General features: G+C 70.2%; 16 protein-coding genes. 14 read left to right on the top strand and 2 right to left on the bottom strand.

Going from position 1 to position 17,623, the window contains the following annotated elements; all coding sequences use genetic code 11:
* Positions 1-16: 16 nt before the first annotated feature.
* The 8 genes from ABH933_RS09760 to ABH933_RS09725 all read left to right on the top strand — a co-directional run bounded on the left by ABH933_RS09760 (position 17) and on the right by ABH933_RS09725 (position 9,497).
* Positions 17-334 carry a hypothetical protein gene (locus tag ABH933_RS09760; RefSeq protein ID WP_429416113.1) on the top strand — a complete coding sequence of 106 codons (318 nt, stop codon included), beginning with the start codon at positions 17-19 and terminating at the stop codon, positions 332-334.
* Entirely contained in the window at positions 331-1,158 is an 828-nt protein-coding gene (gene pyrF / locus ABH933_RS09755) for an orotidine-5'-phosphate decarboxylase (RefSeq protein WP_429416110.1), read from the top strand. The genes ABH933_RS09760 and pyrF overlap by 4 nt, the downstream gene beginning before the upstream one ends.
* 571 nt (positions 1,159-1,729) lie before the next feature.
* Entirely contained in the window at positions 1,730-2,050 is a 321-nt protein-coding gene (gene mihF / locus ABH933_RS09750; protein ID WP_215921002.1) for an integration host factor, actinobacterial type, read from the top strand.
* 7 nt (positions 2,051-2,057) lie between these two features.
* On the top strand, positions 2,058-2,639 hold the full coding sequence (gene gmk, locus ABH933_RS09745; protein ID WP_215921003.1) for a guanylate kinase: 582 nt from the start codon (positions 2,058-2,060) through the stop codon (positions 2,637-2,639).
* 51 nt (positions 2,640-2,690) lie between these two features.
* Positions 2,691-2,966, top strand: a complete 276-nt coding sequence (rpoZ, locus tag ABH933_RS09740; RefSeq protein WP_025350704.1) for a DNA-directed RNA polymerase subunit omega — start codon at positions 2,691-2,693, stop codon at positions 2,964-2,966.
* 30 nt (positions 2,967-2,996) lie between these two features.
* Positions 2,997-4,214, top strand: coding sequence for a bifunctional phosphopantothenoylcysteine decarboxylase/phosphopantothenate--cysteine ligase CoaBC (coaBC, locus tag ABH933_RS09735; protein ID WP_215921004.1), 1,218 nt, complete (start codon positions 2,997-2,999; stop codon positions 4,212-4,214).
* Positions 4,215-4,478: 264 nt separating this feature from the next.
* On the top strand, positions 4,479-5,690 hold the full coding sequence (metK, locus tag ABH933_RS09730) for a methionine adenosyltransferase (protein WP_429416103.1): 1,212 nt from the start codon (positions 4,479-4,481) through the stop codon (positions 5,688-5,690).
* 708 nt (positions 5,691-6,398) lie between these two features.
* The gene (locus ABH933_RS09725; RefSeq protein WP_429417756.1) at positions 6,399-9,497 is read left to right on the top strand and encodes a hypothetical protein; all 3,099 of its coding nucleotides are present in this window, start codon (positions 6,399-6,401) and stop codon (positions 9,495-9,497) included.
* A 415-nt stretch (positions 9,498-9,912) separates the two neighbouring features.
* On the opposite strand, the gene ABH933_RS09720 is transcribed toward ABH933_RS09725, so the two are convergent.
* Positions 9,913-10,755 (bottom strand): NAD(P)H-binding protein, encoded by an 843-nt coding sequence (locus ABH933_RS09720; protein ID WP_429416100.1) that lies wholly within the window; start codon positions 10,753-10,755, stop codon positions 9,913-9,915.
* A gap of 77 nt (positions 10,756-10,832) precedes the next feature.
* Here ABH933_RS09720 and ABH933_RS09715 point away from each other — a divergent pair, with 77 nt between their 5' ends.
* On the top strand, positions 10,833-11,432 hold the full coding sequence (locus ABH933_RS09715; protein WP_429416097.1) for a TetR/AcrR family transcriptional regulator: 600 nt from the start codon (positions 10,833-10,835) through the stop codon (positions 11,430-11,432).
* Positions 11,433-11,442: 10 nt separating this feature from the next.
* On the opposite strand, the gene ABH933_RS09710 is transcribed toward ABH933_RS09715, so the two are convergent.
* Complete coding sequence (locus tag ABH933_RS09710; protein ID WP_429416094.1) at positions 11,443-12,171, bottom strand: TetR/AcrR family transcriptional regulator; 729 nt, start codon at positions 12,169-12,171, stop codon at positions 11,443-11,445.
* Positions 12,172-12,240: 69 nt separating this feature from the next.
* Between ABH933_RS09710 and ABH933_RS09705 the strand changes: the two genes are divergently transcribed.
* The 5 genes from ABH933_RS09705 (at position 12,241) to fmt (ending at position 17,246) form a co-directional block, all read left to right on the top strand.
* Positions 12,241-13,686: a carotenoid oxygenase family protein gene (locus ABH933_RS09705; RefSeq protein ID WP_429416091.1), complete on the top strand. Its 1,446-nt coding sequence runs from the start codon at positions 12,241-12,243 to the stop codon at positions 13,684-13,686.
* A 110-nt stretch (positions 13,687-13,796) separates the two neighbouring features.
* Complete coding sequence (locus tag ABH933_RS09700; RefSeq protein WP_429417755.1) at positions 13,797-14,453, top strand: PadR family transcriptional regulator; 657 nt, start codon at positions 13,797-13,799, stop codon at positions 14,451-14,453.
* 72 nt (positions 14,454-14,525) lie between these two features.
* The gene (locus ABH933_RS09695; RefSeq protein ID WP_429416088.1) at positions 14,526-15,617 is read left to right on the top strand and encodes an esterase/lipase family protein; all 1,092 of its coding nucleotides are present in this window, start codon (positions 14,526-14,528) and stop codon (positions 15,615-15,617) included.
* A gap of 100 nt (positions 15,618-15,717) precedes the next feature.
* Entirely contained in the window at positions 15,718-16,323 is a 606-nt protein-coding gene (def, locus tag ABH933_RS09690; protein WP_215921018.1) for a peptide deformylase, read from the top strand.
* Entirely contained in the window at positions 16,323-17,246 is a 924-nt protein-coding gene (gene fmt, locus ABH933_RS09685) for a methionyl-tRNA formyltransferase (RefSeq protein WP_215921019.1), read from the top strand. The genes def and fmt overlap by 1 nt, the downstream gene beginning before the upstream one ends.
* Positions 17,247-17,623: the final 377 nt, after the last annotated feature.

The following is a 17,623-nucleotide window of genomic DNA, read 5'->3' as shown; positions in this document are numbered from 1 at the left end:
GGAAGGAACGAAGACGGTGGGAGCCTTGGGTTTTGGTGCGGGGGCGCGGCCGGGAACGCCGCGCCGACGGCGGACCGGCCTCGGCGAGGTGGCGGTGCCGGGTGGTGATATCCGGGTGATGCGCAACGTCGGCGGCTACAGCACGGTCGGCTTCCGCACCAACCCGCCGATCGATCGCACCCGGGCCGGCGAATCGGCCGAACAGTCCGAATTCGAGCGGGAACTGGCGGCGATCGACCGCGAGCTGGCCGCCGCCGAGCGCGAGCTGGCCGGGGAGCGGGCGGTCGTGGCCCGCGAGCCCGCCGCGGCCGGTTCGGCCGCCGAGGCGCGATGAAGCCGTTCGGCGTCCTGCTGCGCGATGCGATGGGCCGATACGGCCCGCTGTGCGTCGGCATCGATCCGCATCCGCAGCTGCTGCGCGCATGGGGCCTGTCCGAGGACGTCGAGGGCCTCGAGCGGTTCTCCGACGCCTGCGTGGACGCGTTCTCCGGCCGCGTCGCGCTGGTCAAGCCGCAGGTCGCGTTCTTCGAGACCTACGGTTCGGGCGGCATGGTGGTGCTCGAGGACACCATCGCCGCGCTGCGCGAGGCGGGCACGCTGGTGCTCGCCGATGCCAAGCGCGGCGATATCGGGACCACCATGGCGGCCTACGCGCGCGCCTGGCTCGCCGACGGCCCGCTGGGCAGCGATGCGCTCACGGTCTCGCCGTATCTCGGATTCGGTTCCCTGGCACCGGCCCTGGAGCTCGCGGCGGCGAATCGGCGCGGCGTGTTCGTGCTCGCGGCCACCTCGAATCCCGAGGCGGCGGCGCTGCAGCGGACTGCGACCACCGACGGGCGCAGCATCGCCCAGACCATGGTCGACGCGGCGGCGGAACACAACGACGGTGCGGAGTTCGGGTCGGTCGGGGTCGTGGTCGGGTCCACGCTCGACGAGGCCCCGGACCTGAGCCGACTCAACGGGCCCATCCTGATGCCGGGCGTCGGCGCGCAGGGCGGGGGACCGGAGTCCATCCGTGCCGTGGTGCCCGCGCCGAGCCTGCCTGCGGTGCTGCCGAGCGTCTCGCGCGAGCTGCTGGGCCAGGGCCCGTCCGTGGCGGCCCTGCGCACCCGCATGACCCAGCTGGCCGACGAGTTCGCCTTCCTGCAGGCCCGATAGTCCCGGCGCCGGACCGGTCGCCCACGTCGATTCCCGCCCCGGGAACCGACACAGGGCGACCGGTCCGTTTTCTGTTTCGGCCCCGCTGCGCCCTCGGAGGTCGTGGCCGGTCCGGAAACTACACGGATGTGTTTTCCGTCGTCAGCGATGCTTCCAGGGGGTTTCCCGGGGCATCCGGGCGAAGCCGGCCGCCGCGCCGCGCGCCCGGCGGCCACTGGCCGAGGCGCGACACGCGGTGCAAAAATAGGCGACACGCCGAAAAATTCCAGAAAATTCCTGGTCGCGCGATAACGGGTGGGTTACGAGTTGTTCGACCGCCTCGCCCGGTTCGCGGGCACCCCCTTCGAAACCGGAAAACTCCTGGTCGGGAGCGTTTTCGCAGTTTTGCCGAGGGGGTGCGCCGAAGCGGGGCGGAGTCGGTGCGGACCCCGTCCCGGGCGGCCTGACCGTGCCCGAATCACCCGCTGACCTGGGGGGTGGGTTCGCAATCGGCAGGCCGCGTGGGTACGGTCGCTGAGACCACCGGGTTACCGGGGGTAGATCAAGCAATGAACGATGAGACGGAGGAACCGTGGCCCTTCCCCAGCTGACTGACGAGCAGCGCGCCGCTGCTTTGGAGAAGGCGGCTGCCGCTCGCCGCGCTCGGGCAGAGCTCAAGGAGCGCCTGAAGCGTGGCGGCACCGACCTGAAGACGGTCCTGAAGGATGCCGAGACCAATGAGGTCCTGGGCAAGATGAAGGTGTCCGCACTGCTCGAGGCCCTGCCGAAGGTTGGCAAGGTCAAGGCGGCGGAGATCATGACCGAACTCGAGATCGCCCCGACTCGCCGCCTGCGCGGCCTGGGTGACCGTCAGCGCAAGGCGCTGTTGGCGAAGTTCGACTTCGAAGCCTGATCCGAGGGTGGTCGAACACACGAAGACGGGTCGGCTGGTCGTACTGGTCGGCCCCTCGGCCGTTGGCAAATCCACAGTGGTCCGCTGTGTTCGCGAGCGGCTACCGAAATTGGTGTTCAGTGTGTCGGCCACCACCCGGGCCCCGCGGCCCGGGGAGGTCGACGGACGGGATTACCGCTTCGTCACCAGGGCCGAGTTCGACGCCATGATCGAACAGGGGGAACTACTCGAGTGGGCCGATATCCACGGCGGCCTGCAGCGGTCCGGTACGCCGGCCGCACCGGTACGCGCGGCGCTGGCCGCGGGACGACCGGTTCTCGTGGAGGTGGATCTCGAGGGGGCGCGATCGATCCGCAAGACCATGCCCGAGGCGCTGCTCGTATTCCTGGCGCCGCCCAGCTGGGACGAACTGGTCGCCCGGCTGACCGCGCGCGGCACCGAATCGCCCGAGGTGATCGAGCGCCGGCTGCTCACGGCGAGGACCGAGCTGGCCGCGTGTGACGAGTTCGACACAGTGATCGTGAACGACGAGGTGAATGCCGCCTGTGAGCAGTTGGTATCGTTGTTCGTTAGCACGAAATCGATGTAGCGCACGCGCTGCACCTCATTGCCATCCCATAGACCCGCAGGAGCCTCACTAGTGAGCGACACTAAGACCGTGCCCGCGTACGACACCCCGGTCGGCCTCACCAACCCGCCGATCGACGAGCTGCTCGAGCGCACCTCGTCCAAGTACGCGCTGGTCATCTACGCGGCCAAGCGGGCGCGCCAGATCAACGACTACTACAACCAGCTCGGCGACGGCATCCTCGAGTACGTAGGCCCGCTGGTCGAGCCGGGTCTGCAGGAGAAGCCGCTGTCGGTGGCGATGCGTGAGATCCACTCCGACCTGCTCGAACACACCGAGGGCGAGTAACACCGCCGGTATCGAAGAGGGCGTGGCCAGATGCGGATCGTTGTCGGTGTGGGCGGTGGAATTGCCGCCTACAAGGCATGCTCGCTCGTTCGAAAGTTCACCGAGACCGGTCACGACGTCCGGGTGATACCCACCGAGTCGGCGTTGCAGTTCGTCGGCAGGGCCACCTTCGAGGCGCTGTCGGGTAATCCGGTGCACACCGGCGTGTTCGCCGACGTGCCCGAGGTCCCGCACGTGCGCCTGGGGCAGGAGGCCGACTTGGTGGTCGTCGCCCCGGCGACGGCCGACCTGATGGCGCGCGCGGCGATGGGCCGCGCCGACGACCTGCTCACCGCGACGCTGCTCACGGCGCGATGTCCGGTGCTGTTCGCCCCCGCGATGCACACCGAGATGTGGTTGCATCCGGCCACCGTCGCCAATGTGCGCACGCTGCGCTCGCACGGCGCGATCGTCGCCGAGCCCGCGTCCGGGCGGCTCACCGGCGCCGACACCGGTCCCGGCCGGTTGCCGGAGGCGGAGGAGATCTTCGCGCTGGCCTCGCTGCTGCTCGAGCGCTCGGACGCCATTCCGCGCGACCTGGAGGGCCGCCGCGTCGTCGTCTCGGCGGGCGGAACCCGCGAGCCGCTGGATCCGGTGCGCTTCCTGGGCAACCGCAGCTCGGGCAAACAGGGTTTCGCGGTCGCCCGGCTGGCGGCCCAGCGCGGTGCCCGGGTGACCCTGATCGCGGGCAATACGATCGGCCTGGACGCGCCGGCCGCCGTGGAGCTGGTGCACGTCACCACCGCCGAGCAGATGCGCGTCGCGGTCGACAAATATGCCGCGGGTGCGGATGCGGTGGTCATGGCCGCCGCGGTGGCCGACTTCCGACCGTCGCAGGTCGCGACCGCGAAGATCAAAAAGGGCGCCGGGGAACCGAATTCGATCGAGCTGACCAAAACCGAGGACATCCTCGCGGGTCTGGTGCAGTCTCGTCGCGACGGTCGCCTCACCGGCACCGCCATCGTCGGATTCGCCGCCGAGACGGGCGACGAACACGGTGACGTGCTCACCTATGCGCGCGCGAAGCTCGAGCGCAAGGGGTGCGACCTGTTGGTGGTGAACGCGGTCGGCGAGGGCAAGGCCTTCGAGGTCGACCACAACGACGGCTGGCTGCTCGGGGCCGACGGCACCGAGCAAGCCCTCGATCACGGATCGAAGGCGCTGCTGGCCAGTAGGGTGCTGGATGCACTCGGTCCGCTGCTGCGCTGAGCAGTTCACGAATCGGGCATATCCTGCAATAGGGCACGCGATGCCTCGTGGCATTGCGTGCAGAGTTTCACCGAACGCCGAAACGGGGCCCTGTGGAGGCGTTGTGGCTGGTGGAGACGTCCTCGAGGCGTCTTCGAGACCCCACTGCGTCGGTGTTGGAATAGTCTTCAGGCGAAGGGTCTAGGACTATGGATTGCAATAGGGCTGTCTTTCGCGGCGCTGTCGCAATCCGGACGAGAAACCCGTTGAGGGAGAGGGAAAACTGTGCCGACAGGTAGCCGCCTATTCACCAGTGAGTCCGTGACCGAGGGCCATCCGGACAAGATCTGCGACGCCATCAGCGATTCCGTTCTCGATGCCCTGCTCGCGCAGGATCCGCGCAGCCGCGTGGCGGTCGAGACCCTGGTGACCACGGGCCAGGTGCATGTTGCCGGTGAGGTGACCACCGAGGCCTACGCCGACATCCCGACCATCGTGCGCGAGAAGGTGCTCGAGATCGGATACGACTCGTCGGCAAAGGGTTTCGACGGCGCGTCCTGCGGTGTGAACGTCGCGATCGGCGCGCAGTCGCCGGATATCGCGCAGGGCGTGGACCACTCGCACGAGGCCCGGGTCGGCGGTTCCGATGACGAGATCGAGCGGCAGGGCGCCGGCGATCAGGGTCTGATGTTCGGGTTCGCCACCAAGGAGACCCCCGAGCTGATGCCGCTGCCGATCGCGCTGGCGCACCGGCTCTCCCGCCGCCTGACCGAGGTGCGCAAGTCCGGCGTGCTGCCGTACCTGCGTCCGGACGGCAAGACCCAGGTCACCATCCAATACGACGGTGCGATCCCGGTCCGGCTGGACACGGTGGTCATCTCCACCCAGCACGCCGCCGACATCGACCTGGACAATCTGCTGGCCCCCGACATCCGCGAGAAGGTCGTCGACGCGGTGCTGAGCGAGCTGGAACTGCCCAACCCGCTGGATACCTCTGCGGTGCGGCTGCTGGTGAACCCGACCGGCAAGTTCGTACTGGGCGGCCCGATGGGCGATGCGGGCCTGACCGGCCGCAAGATCATCGTCGACACCTACGGCGGCATGGCCCGCCACGGCGGCGGTGCGTTCTCCGGCAAGGATCCGTCGAAGGTGGACCGCTCGGCCGCGTACGCCATGCGCTGGGTCGCGAAGAACGTCGTTGCCGCGGATCTGGCCGATCGGGTCGAGGTGCAGGTCGCCTACGCGATCGGCAAGGCCGCCCCGGTCGGTCTGTTCGTGGAGACCTTCGGTTCGGAGAAGGTCGACCCGGCGGTGATCTCCAAGGCCATCGGCGAGGTCTTCGACCTGCGCCCGGGCGCGATCATCCGCGATCTGGACCTGCTGCGTCCGATCTACGCACCGACCGCCGCCTACGGTCACTTCGGCCGCACCGACGTGGATCTGCCCTGGGAGCACACCGACAGGGCCGACAAGCTGCGCGCCGCGGCGGGACTCTGATCGCCATGGGAGGCTGCATCGGATTCAGGGCCGACAAGTTGCGCGCCGCGGCGGGACTCTGATCGCCATGGGAGGCTGCATCGGATTCAGGGCCGGCAAGCTGCGCGCCGCGGCGGGACTCTGATCGCCATGGGAGGCTGCATCGGATTCAGGGCCGGCAAGCTGCGCGCAGCTGCCGGGCTGTAATTGGCCGAGGCTTCGTCACCAGCGGCAGCCGCCGGAACCCCCGAGGTCCCGGCGGCTGCCGCGTCTGCGCCCGTCGTGCCGATTGCGGCCCAGCTCGATTCGGGTTCGTCCGGTAGAGGCCCGGCTAGCTCGGTTGAGATGTTGAGCGATTTGGCTGGCTTGGTGGGTGATTCGGCTGAGGCGGTGAGTGGTCCGGCTGGGACGGTGGGTGATTCGGCTGGGACGGTGAGCAGCTCAGGTGGCTCGATGGGCGATTTGGCTGGCTTGGTGAGCGATACGGCTGAGGCGGTGAGCGGTCCGGCTGGTTCGGTGGGCGACTCGGTTGATGCGTTGGGCGATTCGGCTGGCTCGGTGAGCGACTCGCTTCGGACGGTGAGCGACTCGGGGGAGCCGGCGAGAATTTCGGGTGGCAGTCCATCGAGGCCTGCGGTAAAGGTGCCGAACTCGACTAGGGGCGGCCAGAAGCCGTCCGTACGTGTGACCGATTCGGCGCTGGCTCTGCCGATTGCACGGGTCCTGCCCATGCTGGAACCGGCGCACCTGGACCGCGACTTCGACTATCTGGTGCCGCCCGAGATGGACGAACTCGCCCAGCCGGGCGTTCGTGTGCGCGTGCGGTTCTCGGGTCGCCTGATCGACGGCTTCCTGCTCGAGCGCCTCGAAACGTCCGACCACACCGGCAAACTCATGCGCCTCGAGCGCGTCGTCTCCGGCGAACGGGTACTGACCCCCGAAATCCTGCGCCTGGTTGCCGCCGTCGCCGCCCGCTACGCCGGAACCCGCGCGGACGTACTGCGGTTGGCCATACCACCGCGTCACGCGCGAACCGAAGCCGCACAGCCGAAATCGGCGGCGAAGTCCGGGGATGAGGTGGTCGACCTTGATGCGCCCGTCATCACTCCGCCCGCGATCGACGCCCCGGTGGCCGCTACTGTCGAGACGGTGATCGGTGCGATCGCCGACGAGTCGGGATTGGATGCCGCGCAAGGTAATCCGCGTGCCGAGGCAGAGGCGGACCAGGACCGGCGGGTGGCCGTCGGCGAGGCCGAAACCGGTGTGAGCTCTGTCGAAGGCGAGAGCGGTTCGTCGGGGGGACCATTGACGAGGGCGGGGGTCGCCGAAGGCGGCCCGGATTCTGCCGACTTCAGTGCGAGTGCTGCCGGGGGCGAGAATGAGGGCCCGACGGGTGCGGTAGAGAGGGGTTCTGTCGGAGGTTCGGAAGCTGAGGGGCTCGAGCCGGGATGTGGCGGAATGGCCGGAGCTGGGGAGGAGGGAGCGAATCGTTCAGAGGCTGAGTCGGTTTCCATGTCGGGGCGGCAGGAGTACGCGGACGCTGCGGAGGAGGCCGGGGCAGGGGCCGAGGTCGGTGCGGCCGCGCCGGGTGCGGACGGTGATCCCGACATCGATGCCGCCAGGTCCCTTGAAGGCCCAGCACCGGGTGCGGTAGGGGAGAATTCTGCCGGGGGTTCAGAAGCTGAGGGGCTCGAGCCCGGTCGTGGACGAGCGGCAGGAGCGAACCGTTCCGAGGGGGAGCAGGTTTCGGCATTGGACGAGACGAACGGGTCCGGTGCCGCCGACTCCGCCGGGGCGCGGACGGCGGCGGTGCTCGAGCGGTTTCCGGGGTGGGGGCGGTATCGGCATGGTGGGTCGTTCGTGGGAGCGTTGGCGGAGGGGAAGGGGCCGCGGGCGGCGTGGCAGGCGTTGCCGGGGGAGGACTGGGCGAAGCGGTTGGCGGAATTGGCCGCGGTGGTGGTCGATTCGGGGCGGGGGGCCGTGATCATGGTGCCCGATCAGCGGGATCTGGATCGGGTGCTGGCGGCGTGTACCGAGCTGGTGGGGGATGTCGCGGTCGGGCTCGCCGCGGGGCTGGGACCGGCGGCGCGGTACCGGCGGTGGCTGGCGGCGCTGCGGGGGTCCGCGCGGATTGTTGTCGGCACGCGCAGCGCGGTGTTCGCGCCGGTGCGAGACCTGGGGCTGATCGCGATCTGGGACGACGGGGACGACACCTTCGCCGAACCGCGCGCGCCGTACCCGCACGCGCGGGAGGTCGCGATGCTGCGGGCGCACGAGTCCGGAGCCGCGTTCGTCGCGGGCGGTTTCGCGCGCACCGCGGAGGTACAGGCCATCGTCGCCTCGGGCTGGGCCCACGATCTGGTCGCCGACCGCGCCACGGTGCGGCAGTGCGCGCCGCGCATCAGCGCCCCGGGCGACAGCGACGTTGCGCTGGAACGGGATCCGGTCGCACGGGCGGTGCGCATTCCCGCGGTGGCATTCACCGCGGCACGCAAGGCGTTGGCCGCGGGGGAGCCGGTGTTGGTCCAAGTACCCAGGCGCGGTTACGTTCCGGCGTTGTCGTGCGCGAAATGCCGCACGCCCGCACGCTGCCGGCACTGCAACGGCCCGCTGGCCCTGCCGGACGAACACGGTGATCGCGCGGCTGCGCGCCGGCCGGCCGGGCCGCGACCGGACAGCGCCGCCGCCCGCCGGGAACGGGCCGGACGCGCGGCTGCGCGCGAGGAGGCAGAGGCCGCGGCGCGCCGGGGACGGGCAGGACGCTCGGATGTGCAGGGCGAACCACAGGCCGCGACGGGCAGTGACCGCGCCGCCGGAGCGAGGCCCGAGGGCGGCGGGACGGCGCAGCGGTATCCCGGGTCCACGGATCGGAATGAATCTGCGGCGCAGTGGGGTCCGCGATCGGGAGCGGCGCGTGGGGGCGGAATGGATGCGACCGGGGGTTCGGACGTCGTCGGAACGGGGGCGCGCGGCGGGGGTGACCGTTTCGGTGGGCCGCAGCGCAACTCCGCCCGCGATCTGGGGGTTGCATTGTCGCGCAGTGGATCCGGTGAGATCGCGCACAGCCCGAGCTGCCGGTGGTGCGGTAAGACCGATGCCGCGTTCCGCTGCTCGACCTGCGGGGCGCGGGCGTTGCGGGCGGTGGTGATCGGTGCGGCGCGCACGGCCGAGGAGCTCGGACGGGCGTTTCCGGGTGTGCCCATCCGCGGTTCCGGCGGTGCGGCGGTGCTGAATTCGGTGGCGCCGGGCCCGCAGGTGGTGGTGTCGACTATCGGCGCGGAACCGGTTGTCGAGGGTGGCTACGCCGTCGCGCTGCTGCTGGACGGCTGGGCCCTGCTGGGGCGCGCGGACCTGCGGGCGGCCGAGGACACCCTGCGCCGCTGGATGTCCGCGGCCACGCTGGTCCGTTCCTCCGGCCAGGTGATCGTCATGGCCGACCCGGCGGTGCCCACCGTGCAGGCCCTGGTCCGCTGGGATCCGGTGACCCACGCGGACTTCGAGCTCGCCGCGCGCACCGAGGTCCGCTTCCCACCCGCGGTCCGCCTGGCTGCCCTGGACGGCACCACCGACTCGATCGCCGAACTGCTCGGCGAGGCACAACTTCCCGCCGGTGTGGAGATCCTGGGCCCGGTCCCGCTCCCGCCCGGCGCGCGCAAGCCGTTCTCCGCCGGCGACACCCCCGCCGAGGTCGAGCGCATGATCCTGCGCACGGACCGCGGGCAGGGCGCGGCGTTGTCCCGCGCCCTGTCCGCCGCCCTCGCCGTCCGCAGCACCCACCGCTCCGACGCACCCCTCCGAGTCCAGATCGACCCCATCGACATCGGCTGAGCCACACCGAGACTCGATACCGGAATCGCCGCCTGGGCAGCCGACGCATGATTTCGCGTGCGGACTGCGCCCAGGACGCGGCGGGGTCCTCGGCACTGTCTGTCGCGCTGGCCGTCCCGCAGCGCCCACCGCTGCCACGCCCGCTTCGCATGTAGATCGACCCGATCGATATCGGTCGAGCCGCGTTGAGACTCGCTGGTGGTCCGTCGCAGACGAACTGGCTGCGGGGGCCCGGCCGGACCGCCTTGGTACTCGCCGGGGACGCACCGCGACCGTCGAGAACGGCCGGTCCCGATCTCTGTGACGCGCGATGCACGGTAGTGGGCCGATGATTCGTCGCGGCCCGGCACGCGGTCAGCGACGGCGGCGGTGGGGACGTGGATATGCGGTCCGCAGACAGTACCCCCGTCCGGGATCACAGAAAGGCAGTGACGTTCCTCGAGGCCCACTCGGTGAACGGTGTTGCGCTGCGGCCCAATACCTTCTCCGTGTCCGCGCTGACCGCGAGTTCGGCCGGCAGGGGTTCGCCGAGGATCGAGAGGGTCTCGTCGGCGATGGGTTCGGGCATGAACTGGGTCATGGCGGTCAGGGCCTGGGCGCGGGTGAGGTCGTGGAAGGCTACGGCCTCGCCCAGGGCGTCGGCGATGATGGCGGCCTGTTCGCGGGGCGTGATCGGTGCGGGGCCGGTCAGGGTGTAGGTCTGCCCGGCGTGTTCGGACGAGATCAGCGCCGCCGCTGCGACTTCGGCGATATCGGACGGGTCCAGATGGGGCAGGGCGACGTCGCCGAAGGGCGCGTACACCGCGCGCTGGGTTCGCACCGACTCGGCCCACGCGAAACTGTTCGTGAAGAAGCCGCCGGCGCGCAGGATCGTCCACTCGAGATCGGATTCCCGCAGCAGCGCCTCGAATTGGAGGAGGCGGGCGGCGGTCGGCCGTGGTCGGCTGGCGACCGACAGCGACGACACCAGCACCACCCGGCCGATCCCCGCGGCGCGGACCGCGTCCAGGACCTCGGCGGGCGGGGGGCCCGCGATGCCCTGCTCACCGGACAGCAGCAGGAACAGCGCCTGCGCACCCGCCACCGCGGCGGCCAGGGCGGCGGGGTCGCCGATATCCGCGCGCCGATGCTCCACGCCCGCAGGGAGCCGGATCTCCTGCTCGCCCCGGGAGATCGCCACCACCTTCTCGTCCGCCTCGCTCAGGGTCCGCACGAGCGCGCTACCGATGTTTCCGGTGGCTCCGGTCACTGCAATCATGATGTTCTCTCCAAAGTTAGTTGACTGACTAAATCGACTGTAGATCATGGTCGCCGATCTTGTCTATGGTTAGTTGTGTGACTAACTCAGTGCGGGAGAAGCCGCCGGGCAAGCGGGAGCGACTGGCCGCGGCGGCGGCCCGGGTGTTCCACGAGCGCGGCGTGGAGAAGACGACCCTCGCCGATATCGCCAAGGTGGCCGAGGTGCCGGTCGGGAATGTCTACTACTACTTCAAGACCAAGGACCAGCTGATCCAGGCCGCGATCGGGTCGCACGAGCGCACCCTGCGAGACATGATCGCCGAGCTGGAACGGCACGAGGACCCGGCCGATCGGCTCAAGGCGCTGGTGCGCGGCTGGGTGGACCAGCGCGAGGTCGCGGCCCAATTCGGCTGTCCCTCGGGCACATTGGCCACCGAACTGGACAAGCGCGCCGATGGGCTGGACCGGGAACTCGCGCAGGTGATGCGCGGCCTGATCGATTGGGCGCAGACGCAGTTCACCGCCATGGGCCGCGCCGACGCCGCCGAGCTCGCCGTCGCGCTGGTTGCGGCGTACCAGGGAATCTCCTTGCTTACCAACACTTTCCGGGATCCGGAGCTGATGGCCGCCGAGGGCCGCCGGTTGGAGCGCTGGATCGACTCACTGGCGGCAGAGGCGAATTCGGATCGATCCTGATCTCATCGCGCTAGCTCGATTCGGTCACCGCGCCGGATCCGGTTGCCGCCGAGTCCGATTCGATCGCGAGGTCGGCCTGCACCCGCGCCACGGCCGCGTCGAGCTGTTCGCGGGTGGCCCCCATCCCGGCCAAGAGGTCCACGATGGCGGGCCCGAGCACCGTATTCACGGCCTCGCCCTGCGCACCCAGATTTCCGGTGAGCTCGAGCAGGATGACGCCGTGGATGAGCCCCCAGATGCGCGCGGCCACCGCGCGTGCTGGATCCGCGCGGATGCACCCGGCATCGATCATGCGCTGTACGACGGCGACGAGCTGTGCGAATGCCCCTGGTCCGGGTCCGCCGTCGAGCGATTCGGCGGTGATGTCATGGGCGGCCTCGGCGTACAGCGCGGTGAGCCCGAACATCAGCCGGTAGCGCTGCGGGCTGGCCAGGGCATAGCTCCGGTAGGCCGCGCCCATGGCGAGGAAGTCGGCGACGGGATCCTCGGTCGGCGCGACACCGGCCAGGGCCGCGCCGAAGCGCACGAAGGCCTCGTTGACGATCGCCGCGAGTAGTCCGGGCATGCCCTCGAAATGGGTGTAGACGGTCATGCTCGAGGCGCCGACCTCCGCGGCGACCCGCCGGGCCTGCAGCGCCTCGGGGCCGACCTCCTCGAGTAGCCGGATGCCCGCCTCGATCAGCTGGGTGCGCATCTCGGCGCCGGTCCGCCGATTCGATTGGCGGGAACGAGAACTCACGCTTGCCTCACCTCCATAACGAGGTTATGCTACATCCATAACCACGTTATTTCACAACGGGAGCCTCCAATGGGCAATCGCTATCTCGAGGGCGGCTTCGCACCGCTCCAGCAGGAGTACACACTCACCGATCTGGCGGTGACCGGCACGATCCCGGACCATCTCGACGGCCGGTATCTGCGCAACGGCCCGAATCCGGTCGGTGCGCTGGATCCGGAGCTCTACCACTGGTTCCTGGGCGACGGCATGGTGCACGGCGTGCGCATCCGTGACGGGAAGGCCGAGTGGTACCGCAATCGCTGGGTCCGCGGCCCGCGGACGGCCCGCGCGCTCGGCGAGGAGCCTCCCGCCCGGGCGGCCGCGGGCATGGGCGCCGGCGCCAACACGAATGTCATCGGCCACGCCGGGCGCACGCTGGCGATCGTCGAGGGCGGCGGGCCGGCCTACGAACTAACCGACGAGCTCGACACCGTCGACGTCTGCGATTTCGACGGGACCCTCACCGGGGGCTACACCGCACATCCCAAGCGCGATCCCGTCACCGGCGAGCTGCATGCGGTGTCCTATTCGTTCGGTCGCGCCCGCAGCGTGCAGTACTCGGTCATCGGCGTCGACGGCCGGGCCCGGCATACCGTCGACATCGCGGTCACCGGCTCGCCGATGATGCACGACTTCTCGCTGACCGAGAACTATGTGGTGCTCTACGACCTGCCGGTCACGCTGGACGGCGGCATGATCGCGGAGATGGCAGTGCCGCGGTCGGTGCCGAGCGCCCTGCGGCTGCCCGCGCGGCTGATGCTTTCGGCGTTGATCGGCCGCGTCAAGATTCCCAGCCCGCCGGTGCGCCCAGACGCCACGCCGAGCCGCGACCGGCGGATGCCCTACACGTGGAATCCGAAGTACCCCGCGCGGATCGGGGTCATGCCCCGCGCGGGCGGCAATGCGGACGTGCGCTGGTTCGACATCGAACCCTGCTACGTCTTCCATCCGATGAACGCCTACGAGGACAACGGCGTCATCGTGCTCGATGTGGTGCGGTACCCCACGATGTTCGAGCCCGGCCATCGCGGCCCCTCGGGCCCGGCCACGCTGGATCGCTGGGAGGTCGACCTCGCCGCGGACAAGGTCCGCGAGTCCCGCATCGACGATCGCGCCCAGGAGTTCCCGCGGGTGGACGAACGGCTGGTCGGCAGGCGGCATCGCTACGGCTATGCGCCCGCGGTGGCGGACAATCTGGCGGGCAGGGCGCAGCTGTTCAAGCACGATCTGCACGCGGGAACCACTGCCGTGCGCTCGTTCGGGGCGGGAAAAGAGCTGGGGGAGTTCGTCTTCGAGCCCAGCTCGCCGGATGCTGCCGAGGACGAGGGCGTCCTGATGGGCTTCGTCTACGACGCACCCACCGATCGCAGCGAGCTGGCGATTCTCGACGCCGGAACCCTCGAGACGGTCGCGAGCATCGCGCTACCGCATCGTGTGCCCACCGGATTCCACGGCAACTGGGTGCCCTCCGCCTGAGCCGAACGGTCGGTTTGTGGCCCACTTCATACTTGTCTGCGATGGATTGTCGATATATCGTCGATAGCGTAATCGTAAGAACAAGCCTGAGGAGGCCGACCATGGAAAGCATGGACAATATGGATATGCGGGGCCGCCGTCGCGGCCCGCGACACGGCGATCAGTGGCGGGCGTTCGGCCCGGGTGGTCGCGAACAGCTCCGTCGTCACCCGCACGGGCACGGATTCGGTCCCGAATTCGGGCCGTTCGGCGGGGAATTCGGTCCCGGCTTCGGTCGCGGTTTCGCCCGCGGTCGCGGCCGGGGCGGTCGCGGTCGCCGCGGCGATGTGCGCGCGGCGATCCTGTTGCTGCTGCAGGAGCGGCCGATGCACGGCTACGAGCTGATTCAGCAGATCCGCGAGCGCAGCGGCGACGTCTGGCGGCCCAGCCCGGGCTCGATCTATCCGGCCCTGTCGCAGCTCGAGGACGAGGAGCTGGTGCTCATCGAGAAGGTGTCCGGACGCAAGACCGCCAAGCTCGCCGAGGCGGGCGTCGAATACGTGCAGGCGCACCGAGAGGAGCTCGGCGATCCCTGGCAGGAGGTTCGTGACGGCGTCGGGGATCAGGCCCTGGACCTGCGTGAGCTGGTCGGTCAGCTGATGGGTGCGGTCGCACAGGTGGCCCGTGCGGGCACTGCCGAGCAGGCGGCGAAGGCTGCCGAGGTGCTCACCGAGGCACGCCGGTCGCTGTACCGCATCCTGGCCGATGACGAGTCCGGCGAGAAGTGAACAACGGATTCCTGATCATGAGATGCGGTGCCGTGGCACGGTTTTCCCGAGCGGGTACGCAATGATCATGAAATGGGACAACGCGGGGCCCGTGCGGTTCGGGGTCGTTCACAGCAGGGAAGCCGAGCGTGGGGCCCGGCCCGGCCCGGTCGGCGGGGATCGGTCGACCCTCGCGCGGGGTGGCGGTGGTGCGCGCGGCCGTGGGTCGCGGCCGCGGTGCTGGCCGGGACGCTGACGCTGGGCGTCGGCGCCCCGGCCTCCGCCCAGCCGTCCGGATATCCCAGCGCGGTCATCCCCACGCAACCGGGTCCGCCGCAGCCCGAACATCTCGGGGCGAGTCGATATCAGAAACTTCATCCCAACGCGGCCCCCGCCGGCGCCAACGACTTCGGGTGCCGCCCGAGTGCCGAGCATCCGCGTCCGGTGATTCTGGCGCACGGAACCGACTCCACGGCCTATTCGGACTGGTCGGCCATCGGCCCCCAGCTGGCGCGGGCCGGATTTTGCGTCTTCGCGCTGAATTACGGCGGAAAGCCGGGTGCGACCTCGTTCGGCACCGAGGAGCTGCGGACCTCCTCGCGGCAGATCGGCGTCTTCGTCCGCCGGGTGCTGGCCGCGACCGGGGCCCGCCGGGTGGATCTCGTCGGATTCTCCCAGGGAGCCAACGTGACCAGGTACTACATCAACAAGCTCGGCGGTGCGCGGAAGGTGCGCAACTGGGTGGGCCTGGCCTCACCGACCTACGGCGGGGTGATGTTCGGGCTGGTGCCGCTGGCCGACACACTGCCCGGGCTGTGGCCGTTCTACCGGGACTTCACCTCGCTGGCCGCGGTCGAACAGGCGCAGGGCGCGCCGTTCATGCGCGAACTCAACGCCGGCGGCGACACCGTGTCCGGGGTGGACTACACCACCATCGGCAGCCGCGTCGACGAGGTGATCCAGCCTTTTTCCAATATCGCCCTGCGCGGTCCCGGGGCGCGCAATCTGGTCCTGCAGGACTTGTGCCCGGCCGACCTGACGGGGCATTTCCACATGGTCTACGACCCGTATGTGCAGCAGCTGCTGCGCAATGTGCTCGACCCCCGGGGCGCGCGCCCGGCCGAGTGCCGAGAGGTGCCGCTGGGCGAGGGGATCCCCGACGTCGTGCTGGGGGCGCACTCCTGATCGACACCCGCCGGTAGGGGCCTCGGGGATTGCGCGCGGTCCGATTCGGAGGGATCCGTAAAATGGGGCGACCGTATCCGAAATCCCCGGGGAGTTTGCCGTGACCGTCCAGCCCGTTCGCCTGTTCGGCGACCCCGTACTCCGTGCGCGCGCGGATGAGGCCAGAAGCTTCGACCGTGAGCTACGTCAGCTGGTGACCGATCTGACCGACACGATGAAGGCCAGCGGGGGCGTGGGCATGGCGGGCCCGCAGATCGGGGTCGGCCTGCGGGTCTTCGTCTACGACACGGTGGAGGCGTCGCGCGCGGGCACGGCGCGGGCCGGACATCTGATCAACCCGTCCTACGAGGTCGTCGGCGAGGAGGAGCAGACGGGGGTCGAGGGCTGCCTGTCCATTCCCGGCCTGCGCTACGACGTCACGCGGGCGCAGCGCGTGGTGGCGCGGGGCGTCGACCTGGACGGCAAGCCGGTGGAATTCGAGGCCGAGGGGCTGCTGGCGCGGTGCGTGCAGCACGAGACCGATCATCTCGACGGCGTGCTCTACCTGCAGCGGCTGGATTCCGCCACCCGCAAGCAGGCCATGCGCGAGGTGCGGGAATCGGATTGGTTCCGCTCCGGCCGGACCGTCATGTCCGCCGCGGACGTGGTGAACGCGCGCGGCGCGGCGCCGGTCCGCGAGGGCGCAGCGGTGGGATGGGAGGACTGATGCGCCTCGTCTTCGCCGGGACCCCCGAGCCTGCCGTGCCGTCGCTGCGGCGGCTGCTCGAATCGTCCCGCCACGAGGTGGTCGCGGTGGTGACCCGTCCGGACGCCGTCGCCGGGCGCGGCCGCAAGGTGACCAGGTCGCCGATCGGCCTGCTGGCCGACGAGCACGGCATCCCGGTGCTCACGCCGCGCAAGCCGTCGGAGCCCGAATTCATTGCCGCTCTTACCGAGCTGGCGCCGGACTGCTGCCCGGTGGTCGCCTACGGTGCGCTGCTGCCGCAGGCGGTGCTCGACATTCCCCGGCACGGCTGGGTGAACCTGCACTTCTCGCTGCTCCCGGCCTGGCGCGGGGCCGCACCCGTGCAGGCCGCGGTGCTGTCCGGGGACGAGATCACCGGGGCGGCCACCTTCCGGATCGAGAAGGGCTTGGACACCGGGCCGGTGTTCGGCGTGGTGACCGAGCGGATCGCCGTCACCGACACCGCCGGCGAGCTGCTCGGGCGGCTCGCGGAATCCGGTGCGCGCCTGCTGGAATCGACCATGGACGGCATCGAGGACGGCGTGCTGGAGGCCGTGCCACAGTCGGCCGAGGGTGCCTCGTACGCGCCGAAGGTGGACGTGGAGGCCGGTCACGTGCGCTGGGATCAGCCGGCGCTGGCGGTGAGCCGCCGCATTCGCGCGGTCACCCCCGCCCCCGGTGCCTGGACCGAGCTCGACGGCAAACGCCTCAAGCTCGGCCCGGTGGAGCTGGTCGAGGAAGCGCTGCCCCCGCGCGTCGTCGAGGTCCGCAAGTCCGGCGTCTACGTCGGCACCACCACCACCGCGGTCCGCCTGGACCAGGTGCAGCCCCCGGGTAAGCGCATGATGCCGGCCCTGGACTGGGCCCGCGGCGCCCGCCTGGAACCGGGCATGGTGCTCGGATGACCCGCTCGCGGCGGGATTCGGACGACGCCCCGGACGACCGGGGCCGAACGCACAAGGGCGGATCCGGCGCGTCCGCGGGCGCGCGTCGCGCCCCGGACCGTCCGTCGGGCGGTGGGCGTCGTGATAAGGACGTCGACGGCGGTTGGGCACGGGAACAAGCCAACAGCGAGGACCGCAGGCAGCGTCGCGAACGACCAGCGGGCTCCGGCAACGACCGTTCGGATGACCGTGGCACCGGTCGCGGCTCGCGCGTGAGCCGAGGTAATAGCGGTGCGCGCCAGGATGATTCGGCGCGATCTCCCGGATCGCGCGGACGTGGCGGCAGGCCTGGGTCCGGGAACAGTGATGCGGCCGGCGGGGATCGCGATCGGACTTCG

Origin of the sequence: Nocardia sp. GP40 (assembly GCF_050434125.1) — a bacterium.
Lineage (GTDB): Bacteria > Actinomycetota > Actinomycetes > Mycobacteriales > Mycobacteriaceae > Nocardia > Nocardia albiluteola.
Note: the sequence above shows the minus strand (reverse complement) of the source record. Positions and strands in the feature narration are given on the sequence as shown.

Excerpts from the sequence above, each read along its gene's own strand:
- pyrF (WP_429416110.1), top strand. The coding sequence starts at position 331 with ATGAAGCCGTTCGGCGTCCTGCTGCGCGATGCGATGGGCCGATACGGC.
- coaBC (WP_215921004.1), top strand. The coding sequence starts at position 2,997 with ATGCGGATCGTTGTCGGTGTGGGCGGTGGAATTGCCGCCTACAAGGCA.
- ABH933_RS09725 (WP_429417756.1), top strand. The coding sequence starts at position 6,399 with ATGCTGGAACCGGCGCACCTGGACCGCGACTTCGACTATCTGGTGCCG.
- ABH933_RS09720 (WP_429416100.1), bottom strand. The coding sequence starts at position 10,755 with ATGATTGCAGTGACCGGAGCCACCGGAAACATCGGTAGCGCGCTCGTG.
- ABH933_RS09705 (WP_429416091.1), top strand. The coding sequence starts at position 12,241 with ATGGGCAATCGCTATCTCGAGGGCGGCTTCGCACCGCTCCAGCAGGAG.
- ABH933_RS09700 (WP_429417755.1), top strand. The coding sequence starts at position 13,797 with ATGGACAATATGGATATGCGGGGCCGCCGTCGCGGCCCGCGACACGGC.
- ABH933_RS09695 (WP_429416088.1), top strand. The coding sequence starts at position 14,526 with ATGGGACAACGCGGGGCCCGTGCGGTTCGGGGTCGTTCACAGCAGGGA.
- fmt (WP_215921019.1), top strand. The coding sequence starts at position 16,323 with ATGCGCCTCGTCTTCGCCGGGACCCCCGAGCCTGCCGTGCCGTCGCTG.